20 protein-coding genes are annotated in these 15,712 nt (G+C 54.6%); 12 read left to right on the top strand and 8 right to left on the bottom strand.

Annotation, left to right across the window (positions count from 1 at the left end):
* Window positions 1-124 precede the first annotated feature (124 nt).
* Genes HNEAP_RS11755 through HNEAP_RS11745 form a run of 3 tightly spaced genes read left to right on the top strand, consistent with a single transcriptional unit; the run spans window position 125 to window position 2,591 of the window.
* Window positions 125-904 (top strand): TorF family putative porin, encoded by a 780-nt coding sequence (locus HNEAP_RS11755; RefSeq protein WP_012825198.1) that lies wholly within the window; start codon window positions 125-127, stop codon window positions 902-904.
* Between the two features lie 28 nt (window positions 905-932).
* Entirely contained in the window at window positions 933-1,271 is a 339-nt protein-coding gene (locus tag HNEAP_RS11750; RefSeq protein ID WP_012825197.1) for a P-II family nitrogen regulator, read from the top strand.
* 12 nt (window positions 1,272-1,283) lie between these two features.
* The gene (locus HNEAP_RS11745; RefSeq protein WP_012825196.1) at window positions 1,284-2,591 is read left to right on the top strand and encodes an ammonium transporter; all 1,308 of its coding nucleotides are present in this window, start codon (window positions 1,284-1,286) and stop codon (window positions 2,589-2,591) included.
* A gap of 171 nt (window positions 2,592-2,762) precedes the next feature.
* Here the strand turns inward: HNEAP_RS11745 and HNEAP_RS11740 are convergent, their stop codons facing one another.
* The 4 genes from HNEAP_RS11740 to HNEAP_RS11720 all read right to left on the bottom strand — a co-directional run bounded on the left by HNEAP_RS11740 (window position 2,763) and on the right by HNEAP_RS11720 (window position 6,190).
* Window positions 2,763-3,317, bottom strand: coding sequence for a DJ-1 family glyoxalase III (locus HNEAP_RS11740; RefSeq protein ID WP_012825194.1), 555 nt, complete (start codon window positions 3,315-3,317; stop codon window positions 2,763-2,765).
* Window positions 3,318-3,470: 153 nt separating this feature from the next.
* Complete coding sequence (locus HNEAP_RS11735; protein ID WP_012825193.1) at window positions 3,471-4,811, bottom strand: S41 family peptidase; 1,341 nt, start codon at window positions 4,809-4,811, stop codon at window positions 3,471-3,473.
* 210 nt (window positions 4,812-5,021) lie between these two features.
* Window positions 5,022-5,342, bottom strand: coding sequence for a murein hydrolase activator EnvC family protein (locus HNEAP_RS11725; RefSeq protein ID WP_081441169.1), 321 nt, complete (start codon window positions 5,340-5,342; stop codon window positions 5,022-5,024).
* Window positions 5,252-6,190, bottom strand: coding sequence for a murein hydrolase activator EnvC family protein (locus tag HNEAP_RS11720; protein WP_155802528.1), 939 nt, complete (start codon window positions 6,188-6,190; stop codon window positions 5,252-5,254). Before HNEAP_RS11720 ends, HNEAP_RS11725 begins: the two co-directional genes overlap by 91 nt.
* A 300-nt stretch (window positions 6,191-6,490) precedes the next feature.
* Here HNEAP_RS11720 and HNEAP_RS11715 point away from each other — a divergent pair, with 300 nt between their 5' ends.
* The 7 genes from HNEAP_RS11715 to HNEAP_RS11685 all read left to right on the top strand — a co-directional run bounded on the left by HNEAP_RS11715 (window position 6,491) and on the right by HNEAP_RS11685 (window position 10,085).
* Window positions 6,491-6,820, top strand: a complete 330-nt coding sequence (locus tag HNEAP_RS11715; protein WP_012825192.1) for an ArsR/SmtB family transcription factor — start codon at window positions 6,491-6,493, stop codon at window positions 6,818-6,820.
* A 60-nt stretch (window positions 6,821-6,880) separates the two neighbouring features.
* Window positions 6,881-7,093 (top strand): YgaP family membrane protein, encoded by a 213-nt coding sequence (locus HNEAP_RS11710; protein ID WP_012825191.1) that lies wholly within the window; start codon window positions 6,881-6,883, stop codon window positions 7,091-7,093.
* A 47-nt stretch (window positions 7,094-7,140) separates the two neighbouring features.
* On the top strand, window positions 7,141-7,569 hold the full coding sequence (locus tag HNEAP_RS11705) for a rhodanese-like domain-containing protein (RefSeq protein ID WP_049772540.1): 429 nt from the start codon (window positions 7,141-7,143) through the stop codon (window positions 7,567-7,569).
* 16 nt (window positions 7,570-7,585) lie between these two features.
* On the top strand, window positions 7,586-7,933 hold the full coding sequence (gene grxC / locus HNEAP_RS11700; protein ID WP_012825189.1) for a glutaredoxin 3: 348 nt from the start codon (window positions 7,586-7,588) through the stop codon (window positions 7,931-7,933).
* A 23-nt stretch (window positions 7,934-7,956) separates the two neighbouring features.
* Window positions 7,957-8,400: a thioredoxin TrxC gene (gene trxC / locus HNEAP_RS11695; protein WP_012825188.1), complete on the top strand. Its 444-nt coding sequence runs from the start codon at window positions 7,957-7,959 to the stop codon at window positions 8,398-8,400.
* 176 nt (window positions 8,401-8,576) lie between these two features.
* Entirely contained in the window at window positions 8,577-9,071 is a 495-nt protein-coding gene (gene secB, locus HNEAP_RS11690; RefSeq protein WP_012825187.1) for a protein-export chaperone SecB, read from the top strand.
* Window positions 9,072-9,080: 9 nt separating this feature from the next.
* Window positions 9,081-10,085 (top strand): NAD(P)H-dependent glycerol-3-phosphate dehydrogenase, encoded by a 1,005-nt coding sequence (locus HNEAP_RS11685; protein ID WP_012825186.1) that lies wholly within the window; start codon window positions 9,081-9,083, stop codon window positions 10,083-10,085.
* Window positions 10,086-10,097: 12 nt separating this feature from the next.
* Here the strand turns inward: HNEAP_RS11685 and tsaA are convergent, their stop codons facing one another.
* Window positions 10,098-10,793: a tRNA (N6-threonylcarbamoyladenosine(37)-N6)-methyltransferase TrmO gene (gene tsaA / locus HNEAP_RS11680; protein WP_012825185.1), complete on the bottom strand. Its 696-nt coding sequence runs from the start codon at window positions 10,791-10,793 to the stop codon at window positions 10,098-10,100.
* Entirely contained in the window at window positions 10,790-11,269 is a 480-nt protein-coding gene (gene trmL / locus HNEAP_RS11675) for a tRNA (uridine(34)/cytosine(34)/5-carboxymethylaminomethyluridine(34)-2'-O)-methyltransferase TrmL (RefSeq protein WP_012825184.1), read from the bottom strand. The genes tsaA and trmL overlap by 4 nt, the downstream gene beginning before the upstream one ends.
* Window positions 11,270-11,343: 74 nt before the next feature.
* Between trmL and purD the strand changes: the two genes are divergently transcribed.
* A complete protein-coding gene (gene purD / locus HNEAP_RS11670; protein ID WP_012825183.1) occupies window positions 11,344-12,630 on the top strand; it encodes a phosphoribosylamine--glycine ligase in 1,287 nt (428 codons plus the stop codon).
* Window positions 12,631-12,856: 226 nt separating this feature from the next.
* Here the strand turns inward: purD and rho are convergent, their stop codons facing one another.
* Window positions 12,857-14,116, bottom strand: coding sequence for a transcription termination factor Rho (gene rho / locus HNEAP_RS11665; protein ID WP_012825182.1), 1,260 nt, complete (start codon window positions 14,114-14,116; stop codon window positions 12,857-12,859).
* A gap of 184 nt (window positions 14,117-14,300) precedes the next feature.
* Window positions 14,301-14,627 (bottom strand): thioredoxin TrxA, encoded by a 327-nt coding sequence (trxA, locus tag HNEAP_RS11660; protein WP_012825181.1) that lies wholly within the window; start codon window positions 14,625-14,627, stop codon window positions 14,301-14,303.
* Window positions 14,628-14,779: 152 nt separating this feature from the next.
* Between trxA and HNEAP_RS11655 the strand changes: the two genes are divergently transcribed.
* The gene (locus tag HNEAP_RS11655; protein WP_012825180.1) at window positions 14,780-15,706 is read left to right on the top strand and encodes a LysR substrate-binding domain-containing protein; all 927 of its coding nucleotides are present in this window, start codon (window positions 14,780-14,782) and stop codon (window positions 15,704-15,706) included.
* Window positions 15,707-15,712: the final 6 nt, after the last annotated feature.

Below are 15,712 nucleotides of genomic sequence, written 5' to 3'. Positions count from 1 at the left end.
AAGAGCCCGTGATTTGCTCAAGATGGATTTATATATAAAAAACAAATGGATATGTAGTTGGCATGGTTCCTGTTAAAGCTAGCAGGCAACTCGCACAAACACACTCTTTTAGAGGATCGGATCCATGAATAAATTTAAAAAGACGCTGATTGCTTCATCTGTTGTCGCTTCATTGTCTGTATTTGCTGTGCCTACTTATGCGGCTGACGCACCAGCAGTGAGCGTATCTGGTACTGCGGCAGTGGTGAGCGACTATCGCTACCGCGGTATGTCGCAAACCTACAAAAAGCCCGCAGTACAAGTGAGCTTCAATCTGGGGTTGCCGGCTGGCTTCTACGCTGGTTTCTGGGGATCAAGCATCTCCAATGATGCGCTGTTCAACGATAAATTGGTCGGGCTGGAGAGCGATTGGTACGGCGGATATCACTACACACTGAACGATGACGTTGGATTCGATGCAGGAATTCTCTATGTCTACTACCCGACAACCACAGGCAATTCTGGTATCAATACAACCGAGTTGCATATCGCGGCATCCTATAAATGGTTGACAGCTCAATACAACATTAATGCATCCAAATACTACGGCATGTACGACAGTAAGGGCACATCCTACATCCAGCTGGATGCGCATTACCCGCTGACCGATAGTTTGACGCTGGACGCCCACGTGGGTCACCAAATGTTTAAGGGTTCGCAAATGGACGGCACAAGCAACAGTGATAACAATTATACCGATTGGTCATTGGGTGGCACCTACTCCTTGCCACAAGACTGGGCGGTGAGCCTGGCCTATGTCGACTCGAATGTAAAAGAATCATTTGATACTGCGACAGCGAGCGATGGCTCAACGAAATTCCTTGGCGGCCCAACTGCTGTCCTGAGCGTCACCAAGAGCTTCTAATACCGCGCCAATTATCTGAGAGGTTTGTATGAAACTGGTCACAGCAATCATTAAACCGTTCAAGCTCGATGATGTGCGCGAAGCACTGTCTACCATCGGCGTGAAGGGGATCACGATGACTGAAGTCAAAGGCTTCGGTCGTCAAAAGGGGCATACCGAGCTTTATCGCGGCGCGGAATATGTGGTCGACTTTTTACCTAAAGTGAAACTGGAAATGGTCGTGGACGATGCAACGGTCGAGCCCGTGATCGATGCCATTACCAAAGCGGCGAGCACCGGCAAGATTGGTGACGGCAAGATTTTTGTCTCCACCATTGAAGAGGCTATCCGTATTCGCACCGGTGAAACCGGCCCAGAAGCGCTTTAAGGAGCAGGTAACATGAGTAATTTTAAAATCAAGCCTAGCTTCGGGCTGGGCATGCTGGCGATTATCGGCCTGCTGATGTCAACAGGCGCCTCGGCAGAAGATGCCAAACCCGTTCTGGATGCGGGCAACACCTCATGGATGTTGACCTCTACGGCACTGGTTCTGTTAATGACCATTCCGGGCGTAGCGCTGTTCTACGGCGGTATGGTTCGTCGTAAAAACTTGTTGTCCGTCGCAGCGGCCACATTTGCCACGACGGCCATGATCAGCGTGATCTGGGCAGTGGTGGGTTACTCGCTGGCCTTCAAAGGCAGCGGCGCCTATGTGGGTGACTTCAGCGCCTTGTTCCTCAAGGGCATGGGTTATGACAGCATCCAAGGCACCATTCCGGAAAGTGTCTTTATGACCTTCCAGATGACCTTCGCCATCATTACACCTGCGCTGATCATCGGTGCTGTTGTTGAACGGATGAAGTTCTCCGCATTGCTGATCTTCCTTGGCCTCTGGTCCGTGTTGGTGTATTCACCTATTGCGCACATGGTTTGGGGCGGTGGCTGGCTTGCCGGAGACGGTATCCAGGATTTTGCCGGTGGTACCGTGGTACACATCAACGCCGGTATCGCTGGTCTGGTCGCTGCACTGGTATTGGGCAAGCGCAAAGGCTACGGCACTGAGGCCATGCCGCCGGTTAACCTGGTGTATACCATGGCCGGTGCCGCCCTTCTGTGGGTGGGCTGGTTTGGCTTCAACGCCGGTTCTGAACTGGCTGCCGATGGTACTGCGGGCATGGCGATGGCCGTTACCCAGATTGCAACAGCCGTTGCTGCAATGGCATGGATGTTGATCGAATGGATCATGCGCGGCAAACCCACTCTGTTGGGTATGGCCTCCGGTGCGGTTGCGGGCTTAGTTGCCATCACCCCCGCCTCGGGTTTTGTCGGCCCAACCGGTGCGTTTGTGATTGGTATCGCAGCCGGTATCATCCCGTTCCTCGCCGCGGTCTACCTTAAGCGGATGCTGGGTTATGACGACTCGCTCGATGCCTTCGGCGTGCATGCGATAGGCGGTATTGTGGGTGCCTTGTTGACCGGTATCTTCTCTGCGGCCGCTTTCGGTGGCGCCGGTTTGAATGCCGCTGCCAACGGCAGCATCCTGGCTCAGTTCATGATTCAGCTCAAGGGTGTTGGCTTCACTGTTGTCTATGATGCGGTGGTTACCTTCCTCATCTTGATGGCACTGAAATTCACGATTGGTATTCGGGTTACGGAAGAAGAAGAAGCCGAAGGTCTGGATATCAACCAGCATGGTGAACGGGTTTAATTCGCCTTGAATTAATACCGATCCTTTCGGACAGATAAAAAACACCCGCGAAAGCGGGTGTTTTTGTTTGTGCAAAACAGGTAATCAACAGGTTGACGTCATAAAAAATACCGGGCCATGATTGCATCATCGTCCGGTATTGTTCATCCATGCATTGTCCCGATCGAGCAATCAGCGCACCAGATCAGTCTCGATTGTCTGGCGAAGTTCGTGGCCGCCCAATTGCTCGATCAGCATCAGGGCAAAGTCCATGGCCGCACCCGGGCTTCGGCCGGTAATCAGTTTGCCATCCACTTCTACCAGGTTTTCGGTGACGGTTGCGCCTTGCTGTTCTGCCGCCGTCAACGCACCTGGGTAATGGGTGATTCGTTTATTCTTGATCAGACCGGCCTTCGCCAATACTTTTGGGGCGGCACATAACGCAGCCACAAAGCGACCAGCCGAAGTCTGCGTCTTGAGCAGATTGATCACGCGCGGGTCGGCCACCAGGTTGTCTGAGCCGGGTTGTCCACCTGGCATGACGATGAGATCAAACGCTGCCTGTTTATCGAGCAAGGCGAGGTTGCCATCGGTAACGATTCGGGTTCCGCGGGTCCCGGTGACTTCATCCTCCCGCAGGCTGATCACCGCAACCTGAAATTTCGCACGGCGCAGTATATCGATGATGGTCACCGCTTCGAGATCCTCAAAGCCCGGCGCCAACAGGATCATAGCCTTAATTGACATCTCTTTACTCCCTTTGGATTGGACGGATGTGCCCCTGCAATGAGGCAAAAAAAACGGCCCGCCTAAGTTACCTTTAGGCGGGCCGAAAATAAATAGCAAGAAACATTATGTGTCAGACAATTCCCATTCGGTTTGAATGTTATTAATCCGGACTTACTGTGCGGAATCCCGATCTCGATGCGCCACGATGGACATGCCCTTGAGTAGATTGAGTGCCTCGTAGAGCTGATAATCGGTTTCTACCAACGGCTTACCGTCGGAGTCGATCATTTGCTTGATCGGCTGGGTAGCCGGTTTTTGATCTGGCTTGGTGGGGTTGCTGATGTGACCGGCCAGATCAGCTTCCTTGATGGAGAACACCTTGTCGATATCGGTAACTTTCAACTGATGCACTTCCACGTCCGGCTTGATGCCCTCGCCCTGAATTGAGCGGCCCGAGGGCGTGAAGTAGCGGGCCGTGGTCAGGCGCAGCGCCCCGCCATTGGTCAATGGCATGATGGACTGAACCGAGCCCTTGCCGAAGGTGCGTTCACCGGCAATCAATGCCCGGCTGTCATCTTGCAGAGCACCGGCAACGATTTCCGATGCTGACGCCGAGCCGCCGTTCACCAACACCACGATGGGGGCGCCGTTGAGCATGTCGCCCTCATGCGCCTTGAAGCTCATCTGCGCATCTTCGACACGACCCTTGGTATATACGATCAAACCCTTGTTGACGAAGGTATCCACCACGCCGACTGCTGCCTGAAGCACGCCGCCGGGATTGTTGCGCAGATCAAGTACCAAGCCTTTGAGTGGCTTGTTGTCGTTGTCCTTGATCAGTTGATTGAGCGCATCATGCAACTGTTCTGTCGTGTCGGACTGGAATTGGGCGATGCGCACATAGCCGAAGTTCGGATCAAGCATGCGCGCCTTGACCGACTTGACGTTGATGATGGCGCGCTCAAGTGTGACGTCAAACGGTTTGTCGACGCCATCGCGAACCAGTGTCAGCGTGATTTTCGTGCCCGGGTCGCCGCGCATCTGTTTTACTGCTTTCTCAAGGTCAAGACCCTGGGTGAACTCACCATTGATCTTGACGATCCTGTCGCCGGCCTTAATACCAGCTTTTTGGGCCGGGGTGTCGTCGATTGGCGAGATGACGGTGATCACCTTGTCCTTCATGCCGACCTGTAATCCCAAGCCACCGAATTTGCCGGTTGTGGTTTCCCGCAGATCCTTGAACTCGGCCTTATCGAGATAATTCGAATGCGGGTCGAGGCGATCGATCATGCCGCGAATGGCATTGTCCATCAGGGTCTTGTCGGTGACATTGTCGACATAGTCCGCTTTTACGCGTGTTAAAACATCGGTGAATGTGCGCAATTCGCTCAGCGGAATGTTGGAATCAGTGGCCTGATCCTTGTCAGCAAGCGCGTTAACGGCAATCGCCACAGAGAACCCGAAAACGGCGGCAACGCCAAGGGCAGATGTTTTACGTAACCACTGAGCCATAATAATTTTTACTCCAAAACAAAAACAAACAGGCGATACATCAAACGTGATGGTTCGCGGAATCCATTCCCGTGCATACTGAAAATCATGCCTGAGACTGCTGAATAGGACATACGTTCAACGGCGCGCGTCAAGCTTGCAAAAGCATAGCAAGCTTTTTGCCCAACAGGCGGACTGATACCGATTTTGTCGCCATTGCCATCGCGCAACTTAGTGTTTTAGAGATCGGTACGGTGCCCAGCGCAGAGGGTTGATGGTGTCGTTCCCCTTGCGCACTTCAAAGTACATGCCGGTTTCACGCCCTTCAACCTGGCCGCTCAGGCCCAGAACGGTGCCTTGTTTTACCCGCATGCCAGTACGGACTTTGAGTTCACTGTTGTGGGCATACAGTGACAGATAGCCGTTGGCGTGCCTAAGAATGACCAGATTGCCCCAACCTTTCATGCTGTCTGCAAAGACAACCGTGCCCGCCGCGACGGCCCTAACCGACGTGCCCGAGGGCGCAGAAAACAGAATGCCTTGTGAGCGCATATCGCCCTCGGCAATAGGGGCGCCATAGGTGCGAACAATGCGCCCGGTAATCGGAATGCCGCCGTGGGCGACCTCATCCGGGGCGCTTGATTGGCCCGAACGAATGTCGGTGTCATCTGCTGGGGGGGTAATTTGCGCTGATGGGCTTGCTTGCGGCGACGATTCTGCTCTGCCCGATCCTTTGCTGCTTGTGCGTTCAGGGCAGCTATCCGTGCGTCCAGTTCTTTTTTCTGCGCAAGCAGTTCAGCCAGTCGCTGGGATTGCGTATCGGCGCGCTGGCTAAGTTTTAGGAGCAGTTTATTCTGCTCGGCCAATTGCGCCTGATGCGCCGCAAGGGCTGCGGCCAGTTGCGTTTCCGCTTGGTTCAGCTCGGCTTGTGTGTTTTCGAGGGCCTTTTTGTTTTCCGCTTGAGCCTGCTCGGTCTGTTTAAGCGCGTTTAATTGCCCGATCGATTGAGCAACCAGCGTTTTGATGTAATACAGGTAACGTTCGGAGGATAAGGCATCATCATGGGACAAAAGCGTCGATATCGGCGCCTGATTACCCAGCAGGTAAGCCACGCTCAGGCTGTCGTTAATTTGTGACTTGATATGTTTTATGTCGGTGGCCAGTTGCGCGGTTCGATCCTCCAGATCGGATCGCTGCGCTTCGATTGCTTCAATATGATCTTCGATATCTTTTTGTGCTTTTTCAGTCTGATCCAGTTTGGCCTGAGTGGCCTTAAGCTGGCTTTTGATTTCATCCTGAGCCTCGCGTGTTTTGCTCAAGGCTGATTTTTGCTGGTCAATGGCCTGCTTTAGCTCGCTTGGACTATCTGCGTGGGCGTTTTGACCGAGTGTGCAAGCCACACAGAAAAACAGGGCGGCAGGGTAACTTAATGCGCGCGCGCTAAACCGGAATGAGTCTGTTTTCCGGTGACGCGCTGGTAATTTAAATCGGGAAAAATAAGGCATTGCTTGGGTTGTTGCTCAAAATGGCGTTAAATTTCCAATTTTCCACGACAGACGCATCGAAAATAGTTAGTATGCTTTCAATAACAGGTTGTTGGCGAGTCTTTGAGCCACCCCATAACGGGGTCGTTGAATTCCAAAGCGCCACCAGTCTGATAGCATATCGAAAAATGTAACTATTTTTGCCAGGAACCGCGAATGATCCTTGAAATGAATGAGTGTGGCACCGAACGCTTGATGGCTCGGACGGAAGATATCGACCGGGCGTCGCGTTCGCTCAAGGCGATGTCGCACCCCTTGCGCCTTAAGATTCTTTGCGTGCTGGGCGATCGCGAACTGCATGTGCAAGAAATCGTTGATGCCGTTGGCACGACCCAGAGTAATATTTCCCAGCATCTGGCGATTCTTCGCGACAAAGGTATTCTGGCCTCCCGCAAAGATGCCAACCGCGTCTTCTACCGGGTATCCGATGCCCGCACGCTCCGTTTGATCAGCATGATGCAGGAAGTGTTTTGCCCCTTTAATTGATAACGTAAACGCGTGCCAGATGGCTTTGGTGCGCGTTTTCTGACTCCTGAGGTTTTTGATATGACGACTGATCGTATCGTCCGCATTATGGCAGGGTTGATGATTCTGCTCACCTTGATATTGGCGCATGTTACCGGCCAGGTCGATCTCGCGAAGCCAAGCTGGTTGTGGTTGACCGCGTTTGTTGGCCTGAACCTGTTCCAGAGCGGCATTACCCGTTTTTGTCCAATGGATTCGATTCTGTCCAAGTTGGGCGTGCGCCGAGCACAATAACCGGCCTTGAATGGCTTTACGCGCTTCGAATTCTGTTTTAAGGGTAAATGATGCAGGAATATATCGACTTTCTGATGCGGCACTGGGCCTTGTCTCTGGCTGCTGTGGTGCTGATCGTTTTGCTTTTGGGTAACGAAATGACGCGGGGAATGAAAAAATTCCGCGACATGACCGCTGCCGAGTTTGCCCGTCTGATCGGTCGGGAGAACGTGTTGCTCATCGACGTGCGAGAAACAGACGAGTTCCGCGGAGAACATATCAAGGGCGCGCGCCATATCGCGTTGGGTACGGTAGCGAGCAAACTCTCGGAATTCGAGAAGCACAAGGCGGATCAAATTCTGCTTTATTGCCGCTCCGGCAACCGCTCCGCGTCAGCTGCCAACATGTTCGTGAAGGCGGGTTTTACTCAAGTGGCCCATCTTGCGGGGGGCATCACGGCGTGGAAGGCCGAAAAATTTCCCGTTGTCCGCAAATAGCATCGGTTCTGTTTTTGTGAGTGAGCAGACAGGAAGTTCCTCAGACACTTCGTCAGACGTCCCCATCGTCGAAGTTTATCTCAGCGCCTTTTGCCCCTACTGCCATTTCGCCAAACGACTCCTCAAAGAGCAAGGCCTTGAGTTTTCGACGATTTCTGTGGACTTCCATTCGGACCGTCGGGCAGAAATGGAGCAACGATCCGGGCGCGAAACCGTGCCGCAAATCTTCATCGGTCAGACCCATGTGGGCGGATATGATGACTTGTCCGCGCTCGTCAGCTCAGGAAAATTGCCCGCCCTACTGGAAAAAGAACGCACCCGCCCCCACATTCAGCCCAACGTACAACCTGATGTACATGAGTAATCCCGAATTGACGGAGTAAGGCGATGAGCGAAACTTCTTCCATACACGTTGTTTGCCCTAAATGTGACGCGGTGAATCGCATTCCTGGCGAGCGTAAAGGCAGTGGTCAATGCGGCAAGTGCGGTGCTGAACTGTTTTCGGGTCAGCCCATCACCCTGACCGATCAGAATTTCGCACGCCAGATCGGCCGCAATGATTTACCTGTCTTGGTCGATTTCTGGGCGACATGGTGCGGTCCCTGCCAGATGATGGCGCCCGTGTTCGAGCAGTTGGCTGGCCGTCAGAAAACCAAGTTGCGGGTCGGCAAACTGGAAACGGAACAGGCGCCGCAAACAGCGGCTCGGTTTGGCATTCGCAGCATTCCGACCTTAATCCTGTTCCGGGGTGGGCAGGAAGTTGCCCGCACGTCCGGTGCCATGCCGTTGCAGGCATTAGAAAGCTGGCTGCAACAACAAGGCGTTCGATAATCCACGCAGCCTGTCGGACTTCAGGGAAATCGGCTGCAAATCCATCTGCCCTCGCCCGCTTGATTTTCGCTAAGATTCCTAAAGTCCGACAGGCTGCTAGATTTCATTTGTCATCCGGTTGGCATAGCAACCGGGTATAACGGTTTTATTTTTCTCATGCATAGGGAGTTGTTTCCATGGCCGAACAGACCAATAACGATCACGCCGCCACGCAAGAAGGTGCGGTAGAGCAGCAATTTGCGATTCAGAAGATTTATCTGAAAGACGTGTCGTTCGAATCGCCGCAAGCGCCGGATATTTTCGTGGCGACAGAGTGGTCGCCAGAGGTCAACATTCAAGTGGCCAACAACGCACGCAAGCTGGGTGAGGGTGTGTTCGAAACCGCGCTGACCATCACGGCCACCGCTGTGCACAACGAAGAAACCATCTACCTGGCCGAAGTTCAGTATGCCGGGATCTTTACCGTGGCCGGTTTCGATGATGAAAATACACAACAGATTCTGGGTGCGTACTGCCCCAACCTGTTGCAGCCTTATATCCGTGAAACGGTTTCCGATTTGGTGATGAAAGGCGGCTTCCCGCAACTTGTTTTGCAACCCGTCAATTTTGATCAACTGTATTCGCAACATGTGCAGGAGCAACTCGAACAGGTTCAGGGGCGTCCGCAGTAAGGTTCCGCAATGAGTGCTCAGGCATCAATCGCGGTACTGGGCGCAGGTTCCTGGGGCACCGCGCTGGGCATTGTGTTGGCCAGGAATGGTCACAATGTCTGCCTGTGGGCGCGCGATCCAGGGTTGGCCGAGCGCAGCCAGCAAGATCGCGTGAATGCCCGCTATCTGCCCGATTGCCCCTTTCCCGAATCCTTGAAGATCACCGCTGATCTTCCGCTCACGTTAAACGCGGCCGAGCAGGTCTGGTTGGCCTTGCCGACCAAGGTGCTGGCCGATTTTCTGAGTGACCATGCGTCACATTTTCCCGTTGATGCCATCGTTGTAAACGCATCCAAAGGCTTTGAGCAGGGAACCGGGCGGCAAATCAGTCAAATGGTTGCCTCTTGCCTTCCCAAACATCCTTTTGTCGCGGTATCCGGCCCGACCTTCGCGCATGAAGTAGCCACCGCAAAACCCTCAGCCATTACCGTGGCCAGCGTGCAGCCTCAGGCTGCCGAATGCATTGCCGCCACGCTACGCAACCACACACTGCGCACCTACCCGACCGAGGATGTCATCGGCGTCGAAATCGCCGGCGGTCTGAAAAATGTGCTGGCTATTGCGGCGGGTGTGGCCGATGGTTTTGGTTTTGGTGCCAATGCGCGGGCGGCATTGATAACCCGGGGATTAGCCGAGTTGATGCGCCTTGGCGGGTTAGCGGGCGCCAAACCGGAGACGTTCATGGGGTTGGCAGGCGTGGGCGATTTGGTGCTGACTTGCACCGATGATCAGTCCCGCAATCGCCGATTCGGCCTCAAGTTGGCGCAGGGATATACCCGTGACGAAGCTGTGGCAGCCATCGGCCAGGCGGTCGAAGGCATCGGCGCGGCCGCCGAGGGCGAGCGTCTTGCCGGGCGTTACCAAGTGGATATGCCGATTGTCCATGCGGTGTATCAGGTGCTCTACGAAGGGGTTCTGGCGCGGGAGGCCGTCAGCCAGATTCTGGCGCGTGAACCCCGTCATCAGGAGGTTTAGAACATGGTGGGCTCAAGGAAAAGGATTTAATCCCAGAACGAAGAGCGTGCCATTCTCAACTCGAAACTGCACATCAAATTCAAATAACGGGCAGCCATAAACCCGCTCGGGATCGTCATGGAACGCCGGTCGTGGATCAAGCGACAGGGTTTGCGTGATCACCAAGCGTTGGTGATCGTTAAGCCTGAGTGCCTCGTCATGCGGCAGCATGGACCAATCCACCCGCAACCGCTCGGGTTCATTCTGAGCAAATCCGCTGTGTGAATTGGGCGGGCAATCGGTGAATGCGATATGCGGCTTGATATCGATGATCGGCGTACCGTCAAGCAAATCCAACCCGCCGACACGAATCCGCACCTGGCCTGCCTGATGCTCCATCGCGAGCAAACGCACCAAGGAAAGCCCCAGGGGATTGGGCCGTGCAGGCGAGCGCGTGGCGAAGACACCGAGTCGGGCATTGCCCCCCAATCGCGGCGGCCGCACACTGGATACTGGCTGGTGGGGACGATCATGAACCTGCCAGATCAGCCAAAGATGCGTGTATTGCTCAATGCCTGCCCACGCCTCGGCGCGATGCCAGGGTGCGTGCGGCTCGATCCAGCCGATAGCATCGGGCACCAATCCCGATTGCCGGGGTATGCCGAAACGGCTCTTGAACGGACTTTGAATCGTCGCGACAGGATTAAGCTCCAGGGAATTTGCAGTCATGGCCGGTCGGTTTCCGTCGCCCCGGCAAAATCGAGTTGCCGCCAGACTTCATAAACGGCAATGGCGACAGTGTTCGATAAATTCAAGCTGCGGGAGTCGGGTTTCATGGGTAATCGCAAGCGGCTATCGGCATCGAATTCAGCCAGAATATGCGGCGGCAGGCCGCGGGTTTCCGGCCCGAAAACCAGCACATCGCCCGCTTCAAACCGAGCGGCATAAAACGAAGTGCTGCCTTTGGTGGTCATGGCAAAAAGACGACGGCCATCCAGTACCGAGCGAAGAGCGGCCCAATCTGAATGCACCGTAACTTCGGCAAATTCGTGATAATCAAGCCCCGCCCGCCGCAGCGCTTTGGTTTCCATAGAAAAACCCAATGGCTCGACCAAATGCAGCCGCACGCCCGTGTTGGCACACAGACGGATGATGTTGCCGGTGTTCGGCGGGATTTCCGGTTCAAATAAAACAATGTCGATCATGGGGCAAGATTATCCTGTGCCTGTGGCAAAATGTCGTTCAATTATTGCGTTTGAGATTGGAGATCGAGGCACATATGAAAGTTTTAGTCATTGGTGGTGGCGGTCGGGAACATGCTTTGGCGTGGAAATTGGCGCAGTCACCGCGTGTGTCCAAGGTATTTGTCGCCCCCGGGAATCCCGGAACAGCGACCGAGTCTAAGTGTGAAAATGTCTCGATTGCGGCAACCAATATTGCCGAGCTGCTTGCGTTTGCCGGTCGCGAACAAATCGATCTGACCGTGGTTGGGCCGGAAGCGCCCTTGGTGCTGGGCATTGTCGATAGCTTCCGTGATGCCGGTCTGCCGATTTTCGGGCCGTCGAAACAAGCAGCACAGCTCGAAGGATCAAAGGCATTCAGCAAAGATTTTCTGGCGCGTCATCGCATTCCCACCGCAATGTATCGCGTGTTTACCGAAGCAGCACCGGCCATTGACTATGTGCGTGAACATGGTGCGCCGATTGTGGTCAAGGCCGATGGCCTGGCGGCCGGTAAAGGCGTGATCGTCGCCCAGAGCGTGGCGGAAGCCGAGGCGGCCATCAACGATATGCTGGGCGGGCAATTTGGCGAAGCAGGCGCACGGGTCGTGGTCGAGTCTTTTCTGAGCGGCGAGGAGGCGAGCTTCATCGTGATGGTCGATGGCGGGAATATCCTGCCGATGGCGACCAGCCAGGATCACAAGGCGCGCGATAGTGGCGACACCGGCCCGAATACCGGTGGCATGGGGGCCTACTCACCGACGCCGGTCGTCACCCCACAAATCGCCGATATAGTGATGGAAACCATCATCGAGCCGACAGTCAAGGGCATGGCTCTTGATGGCATTCCGTACACCGGATTCCTGTATGCCGGCCTGATGATCGATGACGAGGGACGGCCCAGTGTGCTGGAGTTCAACTGTCGCTTCGGTGATCCCGAAACTCAGCCCATCATGATGCGGCTCGACAGTGATCTGGTCGATCTGCTCCAAGCGGGTATCGCAGGTTCGCTGGATGAAGTGCAGTGTCAGTGGAACCAGCAAACGGCGATTGGCGTGGTCATTGCGGCGCATGGTTACCCCGCTGACGTGCGAACCGGCGATGTCATCCGTGGTTTGGACGCCATACCGAACAACGTAAAGGTGTTCCAGGCTGGTACGCGCAGCGATGGGGCAAATATAGTCACGGCAGGGGGCCGCGTGCTGTGTGTGACCGCTCTAGGCGACACAGTGCGTGATGCCCAAGCCGCTGCCTATGCGGGTGTCAAGACGATTGATTTTGACGGTGGGTTCTATCGAGACGACATCGGCTGGCGTGCCGCGGCTCGAGAGAAAGCGGTGGGCTGAGCCCACGCGGATTCCTAATCAAGTTAAGTGCGTCACGCCACTGGGCGAGCGGTTCATTGCAGGCACCGCTTGTGATGCTGATCATGTCGGGATTGAGGCTTATATCACCCAGCATCTGGAGCCACTCCCGAGCGGTATTACCTTGGTGCAATATTCTCTGGCATTGAAACAGGTGAAAAAAAGCCCCACCAAATCTGGCGGGGCTTTTTCATGCGAGGTGAGCGGATTACCCGCGCCGCATGGAGTCGTAGAACTCGTTGTTGGTCTTCGTTTTCAGGAGCTTGTCCAGCAGGAACTCCATCGATTCGAGTTCGCTCATCGGGTGCAGGAACTTGCGCAGAATCCACATCTTTTGGAGTTCTTCCGCATCGGTCAGCAACTCTTCGCGGCGCGTGCCCGAACGGTTGATGTTGATGGCGGGGTACACGCGCTTCTCGGCTATGCGGCGATCGAGGTGCAACTCCATGTTGCCGGTGCCTTTGAATTCTTCGTAGATGACTTCATCCATCTTCGAGCCGGTATCGATCAGCGCCGTGGCCAGAATGGTGAGTGAGCCGCCTTCTTCGATATTTCGGGCCGCACCGAAAAAGCGTTTGGGGCGATGCAGGGCATTGGCATCCACACCGCCGGTGAGCACCTTGCCCGATGACGGCACAACGGTGTTGTAGGCACGCGCCAGACGGGTGATGGAGTCGAGCAAAATAATCACATCCCGCTTATGCTCGACCAGCCGTTTGGCCTTTTCAATAACCATTTCGGCGACTTGCACATGGCGCGTGGCGGGTTCATCGAAGGTGGAAGCCACGACTTCGCCGCGCACGGTGCGCTGCATTTCGGTGACTTCTTCCGGGCGCTCGTCAATCAGCAATACGATCAGATCACACTCGGGATGATTGGCGCTGATGCTTTGGGCGATGTTTTGTAGCAACATCGTTTTACCGGCTTTCGGTGGCGCCACAATCAAGCCACGCTGGCCTTTGCCGACGGGCGAGACAATATCAATGATTCGCGCCGTCAAATCTTCGGTCGAGCCATTGCCGCGCTCCATTCGCATCCGCTGGTTGGCATGCAGTGGCGTCAGGTTTTCGAACAGCACCTTGCCCTTGGCCATGTTGGGTGCTTCGAAATTGATGGTGTCGATCTTCAACAGCGCGAAATAGCGCTCGCCGTCCTTCGGAGATCGAACCGTGCCGGCGATGGTGTCACCGGTTTGCAGGTTGAATCGGCGGATTTGCGAGGGGGATACGTAAACATCCGCAGGCCCCGCAAGATAAGAGCTGTCTGCCCCACGCAGGAATCCGAAGCCATCCGGCAGAATTTCAAGTACCCCGTCGCCGAAGATGGATTCACCCGATTTGGCGTGGGCTTTGAGCAACGCAAAGATCACGTCGTGTTTGCGGGTGCGGGCAATGTTTTCAATGCCCATAGATTCTGCCATGGCCAGAAGATCGGCAACGGGCTTTGCTTTGAGTTCGGTGAGATTCATCGGTTTAGATTGATTCAGCTATGAATGTGAGCTTGGGAAAGCTTGAGTGGGGGGAAGAGTTTTAATTGGCGGATACGCCGAAGAAACGCGAAATTGATCGCAACAGAAAATAACTGATCGATTGTTGCACAGTTTCGACCCGATGCCAACCGGCGGGGCCGAAACCACTTCGAATCACGAGTGCTTACAGAGCGCCATCAATGAACGCGGTGAGTTGCGATTTGGAAACGGCGCCAACTTTAGTGCCTTCCACTTTGCCGTTTTTGAACAGCATCAGTGTCGGGATGCCCCGAATGGCATGTTGACGAGGTGTTTCCGGATTTTCATCGATATTGAGTTTGGCAACCTTGACTTTGCCATCGTATTGATCGGCGATCTCATCGAGAATAGGTGCGATCATTCGGCAGGGGCCGCACCATTCCGCCCAGTAATCTACCAGTACCGGCAGGTCACTTTTCAGGACTTCTTGGTCAAAATTGCTGTCGTTAACATAGGCGATTTTGTCGCTCACGGTGATACTCCTTGGTGTCAATGAATGCCCACGAATATAGATCATGGATGCGCCATGGCCGATAATTGTTCATGGGCTGAGGTCGCTTTGCAAGTTTTAACTGCGATTTCTTTCAATGTTTCCGTCATTTTTCCACTTTTGAGATAACGCGCATGACCTTAACTGAACTGAGATACGTGGTGGCCGTGGCGCGTGAACGCCATTTTGGACGAGCCGCCGCGGCTTGTTTTGTGAGTCAGCCCACCTTGAGTGTCGGGGTCAAACGTATTGAGGAGGCTTTGGATGTGCAGATTTTCGAGCGGGCGAGTCGCACGGAATTGCGCATCACGCCCCGCGGCGAAGCCATTATCGAGCAGGCCACGCGGATACTTCAGGAGGTTGAGCAGCTTCAGGCGATTGCCGATGCCGCCAAGGATCCATTGGTCGGCACCTTGAGGATCGGGCTGATTTACACCATCGGGCCTTATCTGTTGCCTTCGTTGATTCCGGCATTGCATAAACGCGCACCGCGCATGCCGATCGAGATCGTCGAAGGGTTTACTCATGATCTTGTCTATCAATTACAACAGGGCGCGCTGGATGCCGTGGTGTTGTCGTTGCCTTTTCTGGCATCGAAGCTGGATGTCCGCCCGGTGTATCGTGAGCCGTTCACCGTTGCGGTGCCCAGTGATCATCCTTTGGCTTCGGTGAAGGTGGTTTCGGCAGAAGCCCTGGCCGCGCAAGATTTGCTGTTGTTAGGCCAGGGGCACTGTTTTCGGGATCAGGTATTGAGCATGTGCCCTGAGTGCTCGCAACCTGCCAATACGGGGCGCTTGCAGAAAACGCTGGAGGGCGGCTCACTGGAGACCATGCGCATGATGGTTGCATCCGGTGCGGGTATTACCGTCCTGCCGTGTTCATCCAATATCTCGCAAAGTGGAAATGCAGGTGATTTGATCCGCTATCTCGAGTTTGCCAAGCCCGTTCCTTACCGTGATGTGGCCGTGGCCAGCCGAGCTCGTTTTGCACGAGGCTCGGCGGTGGATTTGCTGTGCGAAATGATTCGAGCGCATCTTCCCGCCTGTTGTGCCGCCATTTGAAGCGAA

Source organism: Halothiobacillus neapolitanus c2 (assembly GCF_000024765.1).
GTDB classification, from domain to species: Bacteria; Pseudomonadota; Gammaproteobacteria; order Halothiobacillales; family Halothiobacillaceae; genus Halothiobacillus; species Halothiobacillus neapolitanus.
The sequence above is the reverse complement of the archived record's forward strand: the minus strand, read 5'-3'. Positions and strand labels throughout refer to the sequence as shown.